At 61.6% G+C, this 15,699-nt stretch carries 15 protein-coding genes; 2 read left to right on the top strand and 13 right to left on the bottom strand.

The features are described from left to right. Window position 1 precedes the first annotated feature (1 nt). From GIV35_RS05600 to GIV35_RS05640, 9 genes are all read right to left on the bottom strand, one after another. Window positions 2-715, bottom strand: coding sequence for a DUF4225 domain-containing protein (locus GIV35_RS05600; RefSeq protein ID WP_127880715.1), 714 nt, complete (start codon window positions 713-715; stop codon window positions 2-4). Beyond that, a complete protein-coding gene (locus GIV35_RS05605) occupies window positions 712-1,197 on the bottom strand; it encodes an Hcp family type VI secretion system effector (protein WP_198716083.1) in 486 nt (161 codons plus the stop codon). Before GIV35_RS05605 ends, GIV35_RS05600 begins: the two co-directional genes overlap by 4 nt. 316 nt (window positions 1,198-1,513) lie before the next feature. Then, window positions 1,514-1,852 (bottom strand): Na+/H+ antiporter subunit G, encoded by a 339-nt coding sequence (locus tag GIV35_RS05610; protein WP_034127905.1) that lies wholly within the window; start codon window positions 1,850-1,852, stop codon window positions 1,514-1,516. After that, on the bottom strand, window positions 1,849-2,127 hold the full coding sequence (locus GIV35_RS05615; RefSeq protein ID WP_003192168.1) for a K+/H+ antiporter subunit F: 279 nt from the start codon (window positions 2,125-2,127) through the stop codon (window positions 1,849-1,851). Before GIV35_RS05615 ends, GIV35_RS05610 begins: the two co-directional genes overlap by 4 nt. Beyond that, window positions 2,124-2,612: a Na+/H+ antiporter subunit E gene (locus GIV35_RS05620; protein WP_014718934.1), complete on the bottom strand. Its 489-nt coding sequence runs from the start codon at window positions 2,610-2,612 to the stop codon at window positions 2,124-2,126. The genes GIV35_RS05615 and GIV35_RS05620 overlap by 4 nt, the downstream gene beginning before the upstream one ends. Then, on the bottom strand, window positions 2,609-4,291 hold the full coding sequence (locus tag GIV35_RS05625) for a monovalent cation/H+ antiporter subunit D (RefSeq protein ID WP_236265144.1): 1,683 nt from the start codon (window positions 4,289-4,291) through the stop codon (window positions 2,609-2,611). The genes GIV35_RS05620 and GIV35_RS05625 overlap by 4 nt, the downstream gene beginning before the upstream one ends. Then, window positions 4,288-4,632, bottom strand: a complete 345-nt coding sequence (locus tag GIV35_RS05630) for a Na+/H+ antiporter subunit C (RefSeq protein ID WP_003192163.1) — start codon at window positions 4,630-4,632, stop codon at window positions 4,288-4,290. The genes GIV35_RS05625 and GIV35_RS05630 overlap by 4 nt, the downstream gene beginning before the upstream one ends. Then, window positions 4,632-7,553, bottom strand: a complete 2,922-nt coding sequence (locus tag GIV35_RS05635) for a monovalent cation/H+ antiporter subunit A (protein ID WP_105227182.1) — start codon at window positions 7,551-7,553, stop codon at window positions 4,632-4,634. The genes GIV35_RS05630 and GIV35_RS05635 overlap by 1 nt, the downstream gene beginning before the upstream one ends. 205 nt (window positions 7,554-7,758) lie before the next feature. Next, on the bottom strand, window positions 7,759-8,688 hold the full coding sequence (locus tag GIV35_RS05640; RefSeq protein WP_105227181.1) for a DMT family transporter: 930 nt from the start codon (window positions 8,686-8,688) through the stop codon (window positions 7,759-7,761). 92 nt (window positions 8,689-8,780) lie between these two features. Here GIV35_RS05640 and GIV35_RS05645 point away from each other — a divergent pair, with 92 nt between their 5' ends. Both GIV35_RS05645 and GIV35_RS05650 read left to right on the top strand, forming a co-directional pair. Further along, window positions 8,781-9,344: a helix-turn-helix domain-containing protein gene (locus GIV35_RS05645; protein ID WP_054897287.1), complete on the top strand. Its 564-nt coding sequence runs from the start codon at window positions 8,781-8,783 to the stop codon at window positions 9,342-9,344. Between the two features lie 22 nt (window positions 9,345-9,366). Beyond that, window positions 9,367-10,761 (top strand): FAD/NAD(P)-binding protein, encoded by a 1,395-nt coding sequence (locus GIV35_RS05650; RefSeq protein WP_213153767.1) that lies wholly within the window; start codon window positions 9,367-9,369, stop codon window positions 10,759-10,761. 170 nt (window positions 10,762-10,931) lie between these two features. Here the strand turns inward: GIV35_RS05650 and GIV35_RS05655 are convergent, their stop codons facing one another. From GIV35_RS05655 to GIV35_RS05670, 4 genes are read right to left on the bottom strand one after another with little or no spacing between them, the layout of a single operon-like run. Further along, window positions 10,932-12,194, bottom strand: a complete 1,263-nt coding sequence (locus tag GIV35_RS05655) for an efflux RND transporter periplasmic adaptor subunit (protein ID WP_105227178.1) — start codon at window positions 12,192-12,194, stop codon at window positions 10,932-10,934. Next, entirely contained in the window at window positions 12,184-13,662 is a 1,479-nt protein-coding gene (locus GIV35_RS05660; protein ID WP_057974916.1) for a TolC family protein, read from the bottom strand. The genes GIV35_RS05655 and GIV35_RS05660 overlap by 11 nt, the downstream gene beginning before the upstream one ends. After that, the gene (locus GIV35_RS05665; RefSeq protein ID WP_223024298.1) at window positions 13,655-14,854 is read right to left on the bottom strand and encodes an ABC transporter permease; all 1,200 of its coding nucleotides are present in this window, start codon (window positions 14,852-14,854) and stop codon (window positions 13,655-13,657) included. Before GIV35_RS05665 ends, GIV35_RS05660 begins: the two co-directional genes overlap by 8 nt. After that, window positions 14,851-15,558 carry an ABC transporter ATP-binding protein gene (locus tag GIV35_RS05670; RefSeq protein WP_034127896.1) on the bottom strand — a complete coding sequence of 236 codons (708 nt, stop codon included), beginning with the start codon at window positions 15,556-15,558 and terminating at the stop codon, window positions 14,851-14,853. The genes GIV35_RS05665 and GIV35_RS05670 overlap by 4 nt, the downstream gene beginning before the upstream one ends. Window positions 15,559-15,699: the final 141 nt, after the last annotated feature.

Raw genomic sequence — 15,699 nt, forward strand, 5'->3', positions numbered from 1 at the left:
ATCACTTTTTAGACTCTTCATGTAGTTGCTTTAATGTGATTGCATCTGTTGCGGCTTCCGCTGTCAGCGAAGTTGGTGTCATGGTTTTATAGGCTCGTATCCGGTCTGAATCCAAATACCTAAATAAACGCCAAGCATCTGGTTTGTATATATGTCTTACAGTGCTGTAGATAGATAGGCTAATATCAACGGCGCCGTAGGCCATGTTTGCTTCCCGCTCTCCGTGACCGACGGCGGATGCAACTGATTGATATGCTGTACGAACCGGACCGACGGTATCGGATCTTCCTGTTACTAGGTTGTGTCCACCTTCATATAAATTATTAGCGCCATGTGCCATTAATGGCACTCCTGCGACGAGGCACAGGGTACCCACCGATGCGTAGCAAATTCCGGCACCAGTAGCTATTTGAAGCGCGCCTGCAACGGCTCCAATTCCATTTCTCCCAATTGCTATTGACTGATCCAGCAAACTACGCTGCTCTTTTTTTATCTCGATCAGCCCCTCTGCGACGGTCTTTTTTCCCTGCTCCACATCGTTAACGATACTGCGAGCGTAATAGGCCACTTCCCGATTGAATATCGAGCGAGTCACACCGTCCTGCAGATGACGAGCGCTGATTGTGCAAGCCTGGCTGGTCAGGTTGCCTGCGGCTTGGCTGACGACCCATAAGTCATAAAAGCTCGGTGTTTGATTTTTGTTCTTTGATTTCATCGCCCGGTTTCCCATGAGCCATAGCCGCTGGTGCCCGCTAGATGATGTGTCCAGATGATTTCCCGATAACGAATCGACAGATGTTCCTGTGCGTCTACATCGTTCAGCAGGACGGAGTGGGGGACATCGACGGTCAGGCTGGCAATGATGCAGCCCCTGATATCGACGGTGTAGTATTTTTGGTGCTGGCCGAACTGTGAAATGCGATAAAAGTTGATCACGCAGTTCAGTTCTTCTCTATTGGATAACGCCACGGCCAGCAGGGGCGAAGATTTATCAATATTTTTTGTAATAACCACCGGGCCGTGCGTGGAGGCTCTGATGTTGCCGGTATTGAGCATATTGTGATTGAAGGACATCACCATGATTTCGTCTCGGTGCCCCTCCTGGCACTTGTTGCCGATGGAGTCTTGGGTTGAGCAACCAGCCGAGATCAGGCCTTGAGATTTTCCGTTAATGGACATGTAGCCGTGGTTAGCCATGGACGTTGGCATCCTGATTTATTCGCCATAAACATACAAAAGAATGTAAATAGGAAATATCGGATGTTTCGCCTTTTATCGTGCGAGTAGGATGTAGGATTATTCGATTTTTGTCTGAGATTTCGACTTGGTGCGGGCCGATGATGCTGAGCTGGCGCAATGGGCGGCGCGTATCCGCTCTTTTGCCTGGCGCCAAACCAAATGGTGGGAGCTGGCTTGCCTGCGATAGCGCAGTTTCAGTCAATGATGCTGTAACTGATAAACCGCTATCGCAGGCAAGCCAGCTCCCACATTTTTACTGAATTCGCCTGAAGAATCAGCGGCGGCTGCTGACTTCGGCGGGGACGTCATCACCAGCCATACGTTTGCGGAACAGGGCCGTTCGCGCCAGTAGCAGTGTGGTGACTGGCACGGTGATCGCGAGCAAAATCGGAATCAACCAGCCATGCAACACCGGCCCGGACTTGAGCACCGAAAAGTAGATGATCGACGCCAACGCCACGCTCCACGCCCCCAACGTCGACGCCAGTGCCGGCGGGTGCATGCGTTGGAAAAATTCTTTCATCCGCAGCAAGCCAATCGCGCCAATCAAGGCAAACAGGCCGCTGAGCAACAGCAACGCCGCCACGATAATTTCAACCCATAACGGCATCATTCAATCACCTCCCCACGCAGCAGGAATTTGGCCAGGGCGAACGAGCCGACGAAGCCGAACAGCGCGATCAATAGCGCCGCTTCAAAGTAAGTGTCGCTGGCATAGCGAATACCCAGGGTCAGCATCATCAGCATCGCCAGGATGTACAGGTAGTCCAGCGCCAGTACCCGGTCCTGGGCCGAGGGGCCTTTGAACAGGCGCACCAGGGTCAGCACCATGGCCAGGGAGAACAGGAACAGGCTGAACAGGATCGCATTGGCGAGCAGGGCGCTCATTCGAAGATCTCCATCAGGGGCCGTTCGTAGGCGTGCTTGAATTGCTGGATAAACGAGGCCTCGTCATCCAGGTCGAAGACGTGCAGCAGCAGGATGCTGCGGTCCAGGGCCAGTTCCGACCAGACGGTGCCGGGGGTCACGCTGGTGATCATCGCCAGCACAGCCAGGCCGTTGGCGTCGCGCAGGTCCAGGGGGATCTTGATAAAGCGCGAGCGCGGTGGGCGTGAGCCGCAAGTGAGTACGCCCCAGGCCACGTGCAGGTTGGAGATGATCACGTCGAGGCCGACCCGGAAGAACAGGCGGATGATCACCCCTGGGCGGCGGATGCGGATCGGCAGCGGGCGCAGCGGCGCCATCATCAGCGGCGCAAGAAAGCCCAACAGTGCGCCCAGCAGCAGGTTGCCGGGGCTGATCGACAAGTTCAGCACCAGCCACAATACCCACAACGCCAACGACAGCCAGGGAGCCGGGAACAGACGTTTCATGGCTGCACCTCCAGGGCGGCGGCCTTGGCTTCAGGGCTGGGCACTGGCCGGGTCGCGAGCACTGCCATCACGTAGTGTTCCGGGTTGTTCAGGCTTTCGGCGGTAGCCTGGGTGTAGCGCATCAGCGCCTCGGCCTTGAAGGTCAGCGCGATGCTCAACCCCAGCAGCAGGAAGATCGGCACACACTCGTAGCGGCGCAGCAGCGGTGATGGGCGTTCTTCCGGGGTCCAGAAGCGCTGGATGCCGAGGCGGGCGAAAGCGATGAGCGAGGCCAGGCCAGAGAGAATCAGCAGCGCCACCAGGCCCCAGGCCGCCGGGCGGATGGACTCGTCCACGGCGTTGCCCAGGCCCAGTGGGTTGATCAGCGCGCTCAACAGGCTGAGCTTGCCGATAAACCCGGACAGCGGCGGCATGCCGATAATCAGCAGCGCGCAGGCGATAAAGCTCAGGCCCAGGAAGGCCATGGTCCAAGGGATGACCTGGCCGATCACTGCTTTTTGCTCATCGTCCAGGTTCACGCCCGGGCGCGGATGCAGCGATTCCATGGCTTTGGGCAGCGCATCAATCTCCTCATCCAGCGGCAGGTCGTTGGCCGAACGCGAACGCTCGATCAGCTCCGCCAGCAAAAACAGCGCGCTCAGTGCCAGGGTGGAACTGACCAGATAGAACAGCGCCCCCGCGGTCAGGCTCGGCTGGGCAAACCCTACCGCTGACAGCAGGATCCCGGCCGACATCAGGATACTCAGGCTGGCCATGCGTTCCAGGCGCTGCGCCGCCACCATCGCCAGTGCCGCGCAAATGATGGTCGCCATGCCGCCGTACACCAGCCAGTCGCCGCCAAACAGCGCCGAGGCGCCGGCCTGGCCGGAGAACAGCAGGGTCCACAGGCGCAGCACGGTGTACACGCCGACCTTGGTCATGATCGCGAACATTGCCGCCACCGGCGCGCTGGCCGAGGAATAGGCGGGCGCCAGCCAGAAGTTCAGCGGCCACATGCCAGCCTTGGCCAGGAACGCCGTAGCCAGGATCGCCGCACCGGCATGCAACAGGCCGCGATCCGCCTCCGGTACCAGAGGGATCTTCAGCGCCAGGTCGGCGAAGTTCAGCGTGCCGGTGACGCCGTAGATCATCGCCGCGCCAATCAGGAACAGCGACGACGCCAGCAGGTTGATCGCAATGTAATGCAGCCCCGACGACACCCGCGCACGGCCGGAACCGTGCAGCATCAGACCATAGGAGGCGGCCAGCAGCACCTCGAAGAACACGAACAGGTTGAACAGGTCGGCGGTGAGGAAGGCGCCATACAGCCCCATCAGTTGGATCTGGAACAGGGCGTGGAAGCTGGTGCCCGCACGGTCCCAGCGGGCCATGGCGAACAGCAGCGCACTGACGCCGATAACCCCGGTAAGCACCAGCATCATCGCCGACAGTTGGTCCACCACCAGGACGATGCCGAACGGCACCTGCCAGTTGCCCGGCAGATACACACCAATCGAGCCGGGGCCGCCTTGTTGCGTCCAGTACAACAGCAGGATGGCCACGCCCAGGCCGACGATGCTGGAGCACAGATTGATCTGGGCTTTGAGTGGGCGGCGTTTCTCGCCCAGCATCAGCATCAGCCCGGCGGTGAGCAGCGGCAGCAGGATCGGCGCGACGATCAGTTGATTCATCCACGTCATTCCTTGGGCTCCCGGCCGTCTACATGGTCAGTGCCTGTGAGGCCCCGGGATGCCAGCAGCACCACCAGGAACAACGCGGTCATGGCGAAGCTGATCACGATGGCCGTGAGCACAAGGGCCTGGGGCAGTGGGTCGGTGTAGTTGAGCAGGTCTTGGGGCACGCCGTCCTTGATGATCGGCTCCTTGCCGATAAAGAGGCTGCCCATGCTGAAGATGAACAGGTTGACGCCGTAGGACAGCAGGCACAAACCCATGACCACCTGGAACGTCCGTGGCCGCAGGATCAACCAGACGCCGGAGGCCGCCAGGACCCCAATGGCTATTGCGATGACTTCTTCCATCAGGCGGCTCCTTCGGTTGCAGCAACCACTTTGGGCTGGTTGCTCGGTTTATGCGCGCGCACCGACTGGTGGCCGAGGGCGGTGAGCATCAACAGGGTCGAGCCCACGACCATGGCGTACACGCCGACGTCAAAGAACAGCGCACTGGCGATATGAATATCGCCCAGTAACGGCAGGCTGAAATGCCAGGTATGCGTGGTGAGGAACGGGTACCCGGCGAACAGCGCGCCCAGCCCGGTCAAGGTGGCCGACAGCAGGCCGAAGCCCATCCAGCGCATGGGCCGCAGGCTCATCTGCGCCTCGACCCACTGGGTACCGGCGACCATGTATTGCAGGATAAACGCCACCGACATCACCAGCCCGGCGACGAAACCACCCCCAGGTTGGTTGTGGCCGCGCATGAACAGATAAAACGACACCACCAGCGCAATCGGCAGCAGCAGGCGCACCAGCACCGCCGGCACCATCATAAAGCCCAGGGCGGTGTCGCTGGCCTGGCGCGGGTTGACCAGGTCGGTGGCCACGTCCGGCGCCAGTTGGCGCTGTTGGGGTGGCAACTCCATGCTTTCCTTGGACGGGCGAAAGCGACGGAGCAAGGCGTACACGGTCAAGGCCACAGCGCCCAGTACGGTGATTTCGCCCAGGGTGTCGAAGCCACGGAAGTCCACCAGCATCACGTTCACCACATTGCTGCCGCCGCCTTCGGGCAGGGCACGGCTTAAGTAGAACGAGGAGATATCGTTGGGTGTCTGGCGGGTCAGCATCGCGTAGGACAGCAGCGCCATGCCGCCGCCCACCACAGTGGAGAGCAGCAAGTCACGCAGGCGGCGGATACGCGCCTTGCGCAGCGAGCTGGGCAGGGGCGAGACCTCTTCGATCCGCCTTGGCAGCCAGCGCAGGCCGAGCAGGATCAGCACGGTGGTGACCACTTCCACCACCAGTTGGGTGAGGGCCAGGTCCGGCGCCGAGAACCACACGAAGGTGACGCAGGTCATCAGGCCGCACACGCTGACCATGGTCAAGGCCGCCAGCCGGTGGTACTTGGCTTGCCAGGCGGCGCCAAGGGCGCAGGCAATCGCCAGCATCCACAGGGTGACGAAGACGATGGAGCCCGGGATTTTCGGGCGGTCGCCCCAGCTGAGGCCACTGTTGATCATCGGGATCATCGCGCCGATCACTGCCAGCAGCACCAATAGGAACAACTGGGTTTGCAGGCGCTTGGTGCTGATGCGTTTCTCGATGCGGCGCACGCCGCGCATCATCACCACCAGGCAGCGCTCGAAGCCGCGCTTGCCGTTGAAATAGCCGATCAGCGGCGGGTATTCGAAGCGGCCACGCTTGAGTTGCTTGCGCAGCATCAGGTACAGCACCACGCCGCCGGTCATCGCCACCAGGCTCATGATCATCGGCGCGTTCCAGCCGTGCCAGATTGCCAGGCTATATTCCGGTAGCGTACCGCCCACCACCGGCAGGGCGGCAGCGGCGAGGATCGAGCCGACCACCTGGGCCGGGAAAATCCCCACCAGCAGACAGGTGAACACCAACAGCTCGACGGGTGCGCGCATCCAGCGCGGCGGCTCGTGGGGCGTGTGCGGCAAGTCGGTGGCGGGCGGGCCGAAGAACACGTCCACGGTAAAACGCAGGGCATAGGCCACGCTGAATGTACCGGCAATGGTCGCGATCACCGGCAGGGCGATTTCCACCCATTGGGTCGACGAGATAAACACGGTTTCGGCAAAGAACATCTCTTTGGACAGGAAGCCATTGAGCAACGGCACCCCGGCCATGGACGCGCTGGCGACCATCGCCAGGGTCGCAGTAAACGGGATCAGGCGCACCAGCCCACTGAGCTTGCGGATATCCCGCGTGCCGCTTTCGTGGTCGATGATGCCCGCCGCCATGAACAGCGAAGCCTTGAAGGTGGCGTGGTTGAGAATGTGGAATACCGCGGCAACTGCGGCCAGTGGGCTGTTGAGGCCCAGCAGCAGGGTGATCAGCCCCAGGTGGCTGATGGTGGAATAGGCCAGCAGGCCCTTGAGATCGTTTTGAAACATAGCGCAGTAAGCGCCGAGGAGGAGAGTGAGGGCGCCGGCACCGCCGACGATCCAGAACCATTCTTCGCTGCCGGACAGCGACGGCCACAGGCGGGCCAGCAGGAACACGCCGGCCTTCACCATCGTCGCCGAGTGCAGATAAGCCGAAACCGGCGTCGGCGCCGCCATGGCGTGGGGCAGCCAGAAATGGAAGGGGAACTGCGCGCTTTTGCTCAAGGCGCCGATCAGCACCAGGGCGAGCATGACCGGGTACAGCGAATGCGCGCGAATCTGATCGCCCGCCGCCAGCACCTGGTCCAGGTCATAGCTGCCGACGATATGCCCCAGCAGCATCACCCCCGCCAACAGGCACAGCCCACCTGCGCCAGTGACCATCAGCGCCATATACGCACCACGTCGCGCATCTGCACGGTGGTGCCAATAGCCGATCAACAGGAACGAGAACAGGCTGGTCAGTTCCCAGAAGAATACGATCTGGATCAGGTTGCCGGAGATCACCAAACCCAGCATGGCGCCCATGAACGCCAGGAAAAATGCAAAGAAACGCGGCACCGGGTCGTCCGGCGACATGTAGTAGCGCGCATACAGCGACACCAGCGTGCCAATGCCCAGCACCAGCATCGAGAACAGCCAGGCAAACCCATCCATGCGCAACACGAAGTTGAGCCCCAGGCTGGGCAACCACATGAATTCTTCGCGGATCACGCCACCGTGGGCGATCTGAGGGTAGAGCAGGGCGACTTGAATAGTACCGACCAGTGCCACAAGGCCGGCCAACAGGGATTCGGTGTTACGTGCGTTATGCGGCAGCAAGGCCGCCAGACAGCTGCCGATAAAAGGCAGAAGCAGTAGAACTATCAGGGACATAGGCTTCTAATCTGCGGGAGTTTGGGATGCATCATACGTGCCGCTTTCATGATCACCAAACGGCAAGATGTGGCAGGATCCTACAAGGTAGGCTGAAACCTCCCATTTGGCACTGTTTCAACCTCCCTCTGAACTGAAATGCCGACCCTGTGGGAGCCGGGCTTGCCCGCGATGACGATAGACTTGGCACCACAGCGTTTCCAGGTCAGCCCTGACGCTCCTGTTCCAAGGCATCTGCCTGCTCAACGGCCTTCTGCCCCTTCGTCTTCAATTCACTCACAATCACCGCCACCACAATCAGCACCGCCCCCAACATCGCGATCGGCGGGAACCGTTCGCCGGCGATTCGCCCCACAACGCCTGCCCACACCGGCTCACCGGCATAAATCAACGTCGCCCGCGTTGGCGAGACACTCTGCTGTGCCCAGTTCATCGCCACCTGGATCACCGCACTGGTCAAGCCCAGGCCCACGGCACTGAACAGCAACAGCCAGGAAAAACCCGGCAACGCCTCGCCCATGGGCACCACCATCATGAACGACAGCACCGAAGCGGTGGCCAGTTGCACCACGGTCACCCGACGAATATCCACCTGGCCGGCAAATGCGCTGATCAAGATGATCTCGGCCGCTATCGCCACTGCACCGATCAAGGTGGCGATTTCACCCGCGCTGAAATTCAGCGAGGCCCCTGCCGGGCCGGTCAACAGCATCAAGCCGGCAAATGCCAGCATGATGCCGATGCTGGGCATCAACCCGGGGCGACGGCCCAGGACCAGCCACTGCAACAGCGGCACGAACGGTACATAGAGCGCGGTAATGAACGCCGACTGGCTGCTCAGGATCGTCTGCAAGCCGATGGTCTGCAAACCGTAGCCGAACATGATCGCCACCCCGATAAACACCCCGGCCTTCAATTCGAACAGGGTCAGGTCGCGCAGGGTGCGCAAGGAAAAGAACCCCACCACAATCGTCGCTGCCGCGAAGCGCAGCCCCACAAAAAACATCGGCCCGCTGACGGCCATGGCGTGCTGCACCAGCAAAAAGGTGCCGCCCCAGATCATGGTGATCACCACCAGGATGCATTCGGCTTTACTGAAACGGTTGAAACGCGAAGGGGAGTTCGGGGCGGTCATGGCGGCTCGGTCTTGCAAGGGGAAAGCACGGACCGCACAATGCGCCGCACGCTGGGCAGTATACTGCGCACATCCACCTATTGAGCAATATAGTGCACAAAGAAAATCCGCAACGGGCTTCGGTCCTGCAGCACGTCAGCCAGAACGTTCGTCGCCTGCGCCATGCCGCCGACCTGAGCCAGACCGCGCTCTCGGAAAAGTCCGGGGTCAGCCGGCGCATGCTGGTCGCGATAGAAGCAGGGGAGAAGAACGTCAGCCTGTCGACCCTGGACCGTGTCGCCGAAGCGTTGGACGTGGCGTTCAGTGATCTGATTCAGGCGCCGGATGTGCGCGACCACAGCCGTATCAATGAGCTGGCCTGGGCGGGCGAGATTGTCGGCAGTAAGGCGGTGTTGCTGGCCAAGGCTACGGCACGGCGTGAGGTCGAATTATGGGAGTGGCGGCTGGAGCCCGGTGATCGATATTGCCCGGACCCTGACTTGGAAGGGTGGAGCGAACAACTGTTTGTGTTCGAGGGCAGCCTGACGCTGGTGATAGGTGATCAGGAAAATCTCATCGAGGCTGGAGAGTTCTTTATGTTCGCCAGCCACCAGCCCCATGCTTATCGCAATGATGGGAACGCGGCGGTACGGTTTGTTCGAAATGTGGTGATTTGAGCAGCAATAAGGGCGAACTGGCATGAGTGAATCCACCCGCGTTGCAGATGTACTGATCATCGGTGGTGGCCTGAGCGGCACGATGCTGGCCGTGCAACTGCTGCGCCTGCCGGGCACGCGGCGTATCCTGATAGTCGAACCCCGTGCTGAGCTGGGGCGCGGCGAAGCCTACAGCGCGGTCGAACTGGGCCATACGCTGAACGGCAATGCGGCGCGTATGAGCGTTGACCCGGACAACGCCGACGACCTGACCCAATGGCTCACCGACTACATCAGCGCCGGCGGATGGCCCGAGTCGAACCAACAGCATGTGCCTATCAGCGAGCTGTTCCCGCCACGGGGGCTTTTCGGCTTGTACGCGCAGCAGCGTCTGGCGCAAGCCAAGGCGCTTTCTACATCGAGCGTCGAGCACATCCGCGCCGAAGGGGTAGACCTGCAAGTCGATGCCACCTCGGTGTTGTTGACCCTCGATACTGGCGAGCAACTGCGCGGCGCCTGTGCGGTATTGGCCACCGGCATGTTCCCGGCGGCGCGTACTCCGCAGACCGAGTCCACAGGATTGAATGCCGCCGCGTTGGACCCTTGGGATGTACCCGCGATGACCCGGCTCGACCCACAATCGACCGTGCTGATCATCGGCTCGGGCCTGACCATGGTCGATGCCGTGGTCTCCCTGGAGCAGGCCGGGCATCGCGGGCCTATCGAGGTATTTTCGCGCCATGGCTTGTTGCCCCATGTACGCCGGCAACCGCCGAGCTGGGACGACTTCCTCGCCGCTGACCACAGCCTGAGCAGCCCCCGACAATTGCTGCGTGAGGTGCGACGCCAATGCCAGCTCGCGTTGGGGCAAGGCACAGACTGGCAGGCGCCGCTGGACACGGTGCGCGGGCATATCGCGCGGCTGTGGAGCCAGGCCAGTGAGGCCCAGAAGCGCCAGTTCGTGCGGCATGTACGGCCTTGGTGGGAAAGCCATCACCACCGTTCGCCGCCCTTGAGTGCGCAGTTGGTAGCGCGGTTGCAGGGGCAAGGGCGGTTGCGGATTCAGGCGGCGTCGTTCAAGGGCTTGGTGCCGTCGCAAGAGGGGGTTGCCATTGCGGTGCGCTACCGTGGCGAGGATGTGATCACCCAGGTGTTGGGCGCTGCGCTGATCAATTCCAGCGGCATCGAATACGACTGGCGCCGGGTGGCCCGGCCTTTACCGCGGCAACTGCTCAAGCGCGGGTTGATTCAACCTGGGCCGCTGGCGCTGGGGATTGCAGCGGATGCAATGGGGGCGGTGCTGGATGCTCACGGCGAGGTCAGCCAGCGACTATTCGCCATGGGGCCGCCGTTGCGGGGGATGTGGTGGGAGAGTACGGCGGTGACCGATGTGGCGCTGCAGGCCAAGGCACTGGCCGCCAGGCTGACACAGCGCTGAATGTTGGAGCTGGCATTGATTGCCCCAATGCAAGTAACCGGTAATCTTGTGGCGAGGGAGCTTGCTCCCGCTGGAGTGCGAAGCGCTCCCAGGATCTTGGGGCCGCTGCGCAGCCCAGCGGGAGCAAGCTCCCTCGCCACAGTGCAGCGTTCCCACATCTGGATCGAGGGTCAGTGATTGATTCCATCGATCCTCACCAACCCCGCTTCAAGCCCAAACACCTCAACCCCCTGCGGCGTCGATTGCCCGGTGGTGACCTTCACTCGCTCTACCGGTTTATCCATCGCCGCCCGATACTCCACCGTCATGTCCGCCTGGATCGCCTGGCTGGGAATCACGATCGCCTGGTCATTGTTATAAGTGACAATCGTCAACCGCGCACTCATGCCCAGGCGCACCCGCTGCAACTGCTGGGGCGTCAGCGTGGGGATCGACAAGGTCACCGGAAACTGCGCACTGCCCTGGCTGTCGCTGGCGATGGCCAGGCCGCTGACCACGCTGACTGAACCTGTCAGCCGCTCGCCATCAAAGCCATCGCCCATGACTTCAACGGTCTGGCCCTGACGCAACTGGTTGATATCCAGCTCTGAGACCTTGGCCACGATTTTCAACCGTTCGATATTGGCCAGCCCGAACAGCACCTGGCCCTGGCTGACCTTGCTGCCGGCCTGCACCGGCGCGTTGTTATTGCCGCCACCTTGAGCGGTACTGGTGCTGCCGGGCGCCGGTACCACGATGCCGGAGAAGGGCGCCTTGACCTCCTTGCCTTCGAGCAGTGTTTGCAAGGCTTCGTACTTCACCGTGGCATTGGTCAGCTCCATTTCGGCGATCTGCCGGTATTCGCCCTGGCCTTGGTCCAGGGCTTGTTGCAGCTCACTGCGCGCCGCCACCAAGTCCAATTGCTGTTGCTGGGTTTGCTGTTTGAGGTCATCCAGTTCGTTGCGCGGGATGATGCCGCGCTTGAATAGGTTTTCGCTCTCGGTGAGTTTGCGTTGGGTGTTGCCCGCGGTCATTTCAGCGGTGCGTAAACTGCGACGGGCGCGGCTGACGGTGGGGCTGCTGCCCCAGTCCTGCATTTCCTGCACGGTACGCCGGGCCTTGAGTTGCGCGGAGAGGGCGTCGCGCAGCTGTACTTCAAGCGTCGCCGGGTCCATGCGCAACAGGACCTGGCCGGCCTCAACGCGCTGGCCTTGTTCGACCAGGTTGGCCAGCACATTGCCGTCGAAGGGCGCCGTCAGGACGACGGTGGTGTCAGGCTCGATCTTGCCCACCAGGCCGATCTGGTGCACCAACGGGTCGGGCTTTACGGCCAGCCACTGTTCGCCTGTACCCGCTTGCTCAGCCCCGCTGCGTTGACTGAGCAGGCCGGCGGCCGCGCCGGCCAACAGCAGGAACAAGGCAACGGCCAGCAGGGATTTTTTATTAGTAGTCATTAAGGGCAATTTCCCAACTTTCCAGCGTCATGCCCAGGGTCAGATCAAGCTGAGTCTGGGCGTTCAAATAAGCGATCAGCGCATTGAGCTGGGCATTTTCGGCGTTGCGCAGGTCGGTCTCGAAGCTCAGCACCTGAAAGTTGGTGGAGCGCCCGGCGCTGAGCTTTTCCCGCTCGATCTCGATCTTGCGCCGCGACAACTCCACGGCGCGCTTGGATATTTCATATTGGCGCCAGCGGGTGCCGAGGTCACGCACCACATTGTTGACGTTGCGCTCCAGCTCCTGGCGGGCGTCGGTAATGCGGATTTCCTGGTCTTCTACATTTACCCGTGCACGCACTTCGGCCTGGCGCGTGCTGATATCGCCAATAGGGATTTGCACTTGCACCCCGGCGTAACTGTCCCAGGTGCGGTTATTGTTATGGCCGTTGTCGTTATCGGTGGCGGCGCGTATCTGGTTGGCGCCAGCGACCAGGTCCACCTGCCAGCGCCCGGAATCCTTGGCGATCACCAGGTCGAGGTCGGCCTGTTGGCTACCGAGCAGGGCAGCGAGGTATTCCGGTTGCTGGTTTTGCGCAAGGTTGAAGGCCTGGCGCTTGTCGATCTCCATGGGGGTGGCTTCCAGGGCCTCGGTGGCACGCACCGGTGTCGACAGGTCCAGGGCCAGCAGGCGCAGCAACGCCAGGCGGCTGGTGTCGAGTTGGTTGCGCGCTTCTTCCACGCCTAATTGCTGGGTGGCGATATCGGCTTCGGTCTGCACGATCTCGAATTCGGCCATGCGCCCGGCGCTGATCAGCGCTTTGTTCACCTCCAGTAAAGTATTGGAGCGTTTGAGCGCTTCCTGGACGATCACCAACTGTTCCTGGGCGCGCAACAATTCGCGGTAGGTGGCGATGATCTGGCTGATGGTCTGCGCCACGGTGGCCTTGAGGTTCAGGCGGTTGGCCTGCTCGGCCAGGCGCGACAGGCGCAGCGGTGCGGTGGTGGCATCCCAGCCGGCCCCGCGCATCAGCGGTTGGATGATCGCCAGGTCCAGGCCGTCGCTGCGGTAGCGGCCGGCGCGGTTGGCGTTGTTCAACTGCTGGGTCCAGGCCATGCTCAAGCGCGTGCCGTATTCGCCGAGCAGGCTGCTGGTAGGCGCGACGTTGGCGTTGCGCGCATTGTCTTGGGAGCCACGGGTGCTGCGGTAATAGCTGTTGAGGGTGAGCTTGGGGTTGAACACATCTTCGGCCACGCGCAGGTCGAATTTCTGCGCCACCCGTTGCAGGTAGGCGCTGCGGATCGCCGGGTTATTACGCAGGCCCAGGTACACCGCGTCCCCCAGGGTCATGGTGGTGGCCTGGGCATTCAGCGAGACGCTACGCTCGTAGCCGCTGCGGGTAGTGCTGGGTGCCTGAGGGTTGATCACCACATCGGCGGCCATGCCCGGCAGGCTGATCAGCATGAGCAGCGGCAGGTACTTATTCATCGCGCAGGGCCTCGACCGGCTGCAAGCGTGAGGCCGACACCGCCGGGTAGATGCCAAAGAACAAACCCACCAGCAACGTACTGCCCACGCCCAGGGGCAGGGCAGCCACTGCCAACGCAAAGGCCCAGCCCGACAGCCACGCATACAGCCAGGCAGCGGTCATGCCCAGGACTGCGCCGCACAGCGCACCCACGGCGGTGAGGGTGACCGCTTCGAGCAAAAACAGGTTGCGGATATCCCGCTGGCGCGCGCCCAGGGCCATGCGGATGCCGATCTCACGGCGGCGTTCCGAGACGTTCATCAACATCACGTTCATCACCCCGACACCGCCGCCCACCAGGGAGATTGCGCCGAGGGCCAGTAGTAGATAGGCAAAGGTGCGGCTTTGGCGGGTCATGCCATCGATCATTTGCTGGGGCACCGTGATGTCGACGCTATGGTCGCTGAGCTGGGGTTGCAGCGCGGCGGCGGCGTCCCTGGCTATGCGTTCCATGTCCTGCCCCGGCGCCGCGCGGATGAGCACGTTGTTGATCTGCGGGTTGGCATAGATGCGGCGCATGCCCTCGGCGGGAATAAACAACGATTCGTTGGCCTGCACCGGCATCAGCATGGCCCGGGGTTGGTTGTGCAGGATGCCCACCACCAGAAACAGGTAATCGTTGATACGCACGCGGTCGCCCAATTGCAGCGGGTCACCTGGCGCGCCGAGGGCCTGGGCGAGCTGGTCGCCGATCACCCCGTAGGTTTCGTTGGTATCGAAGGGTGACAGGAAGCGCCCCTCACGCAGCGCCAGGCGCATGGCGTCCTGGATACCGGCAGTACTGCCGACAAAGTTGGCATTGGCGGTCCGCCCATGAAACACAATGGGCCCGCTGAACAGGCTGAGCGCGCCGATATGGGCAATGCCCGGCACTGCCCGGCGTACCGCATCCAGGTCGAGCTGGGTGCGCATCGGCACATTGCTGCTGCCCTTGGCCGGGAACTGGGCGATGAGGGTGTCGGTACCCATGTCCTTGAAAATCATCGCCGCATCCACCGCCGCGTTGTGGCCGATATTGATCAGCGCCACCACCGAGGAACTGCCGATGACGATCCCCAAGAGCGCCAGGATCGAACGCTTGCCCAGGGTGCGCAGGCTGATAAAGGCTTCGTGCAGCAACTGGCTGAGGCTCTGTTCGACCCGCAGGCTCATGGGCGCCCGGCCTCATGCACCACGCCGTTGCACACCAGGATCTTGCGCTCCAGACGCTCGGCAATGTGGGGGTCGTGGGTGACGATGATCAGCGTCACCTGTTGGTCACGGTTGAGGTTCAACAGCAGGTCCATGATCTCTTGGGCGGTAGTGCTGTCGAGGTTGCCGGTGGGTTCGTCGGCCAGGATCACCGAGGGTTTGCCGACCAAGGCGCGGGCAATGGCCACACGTTGGCGCTGCCCTCCGGAGAGGTCGGCGGGGCGATGGTGGGCGCGTTCGGCGAGGCCGACTTGAGCGAGCATGCGCTGGGCGTGTTCCACCGACTCATGCCGCGACACGCCGCGATAACTCAAGGGCAGTGCGACGTTGTCCAGGGCACTGAGGCGTGGCAGCAGGTTGAAGCTCTGGAACACGAAACCGATCTGCTGGTTGCGGATCGCCGCCAACTCATCGGGGGTGGCGTTAAAGATATCGTGGCCGGCAAAGTGGTACTGGCCGCAGTTGGGCAGGTCCAGCAGGCCGAGGATATTGAGCAGGGTGCTTTTGCCGGAGCCAGAGGCACCGAGAATGCCGCAGCTGTCACCGCTGGCGATGGACAGGCACACGTCATTGAGAATGCTCAATTCTTGCCCGGCGAGCTGATAGCGCTTGCCGATGCCTTGCAGGGAAATCAAGCCGGGTTGCGCGGGGGTCTGTGTCATCATGACTACGCCTGCAGTCTCGACGGTACCGCCTTGCTCCCCGAAACTCCTTGTAACAAGTTCAGAAGCTGCCTGTAGCCGTCACGGACTGGTTTTATTTCTTGTTTTTAAAATATTGTTTGAATAGTAACTGCCTTCCTGACG

This window comes from Pseudomonas sp. PA-1-6B (genome assembly GCF_021609545.1).
In the GTDB taxonomy this organism is placed as follows: Bacteria; Pseudomonadota; Gammaproteobacteria; order Pseudomonadales; family Pseudomonadaceae; genus Aquipseudomonas; species Aquipseudomonas fluorescens_BV.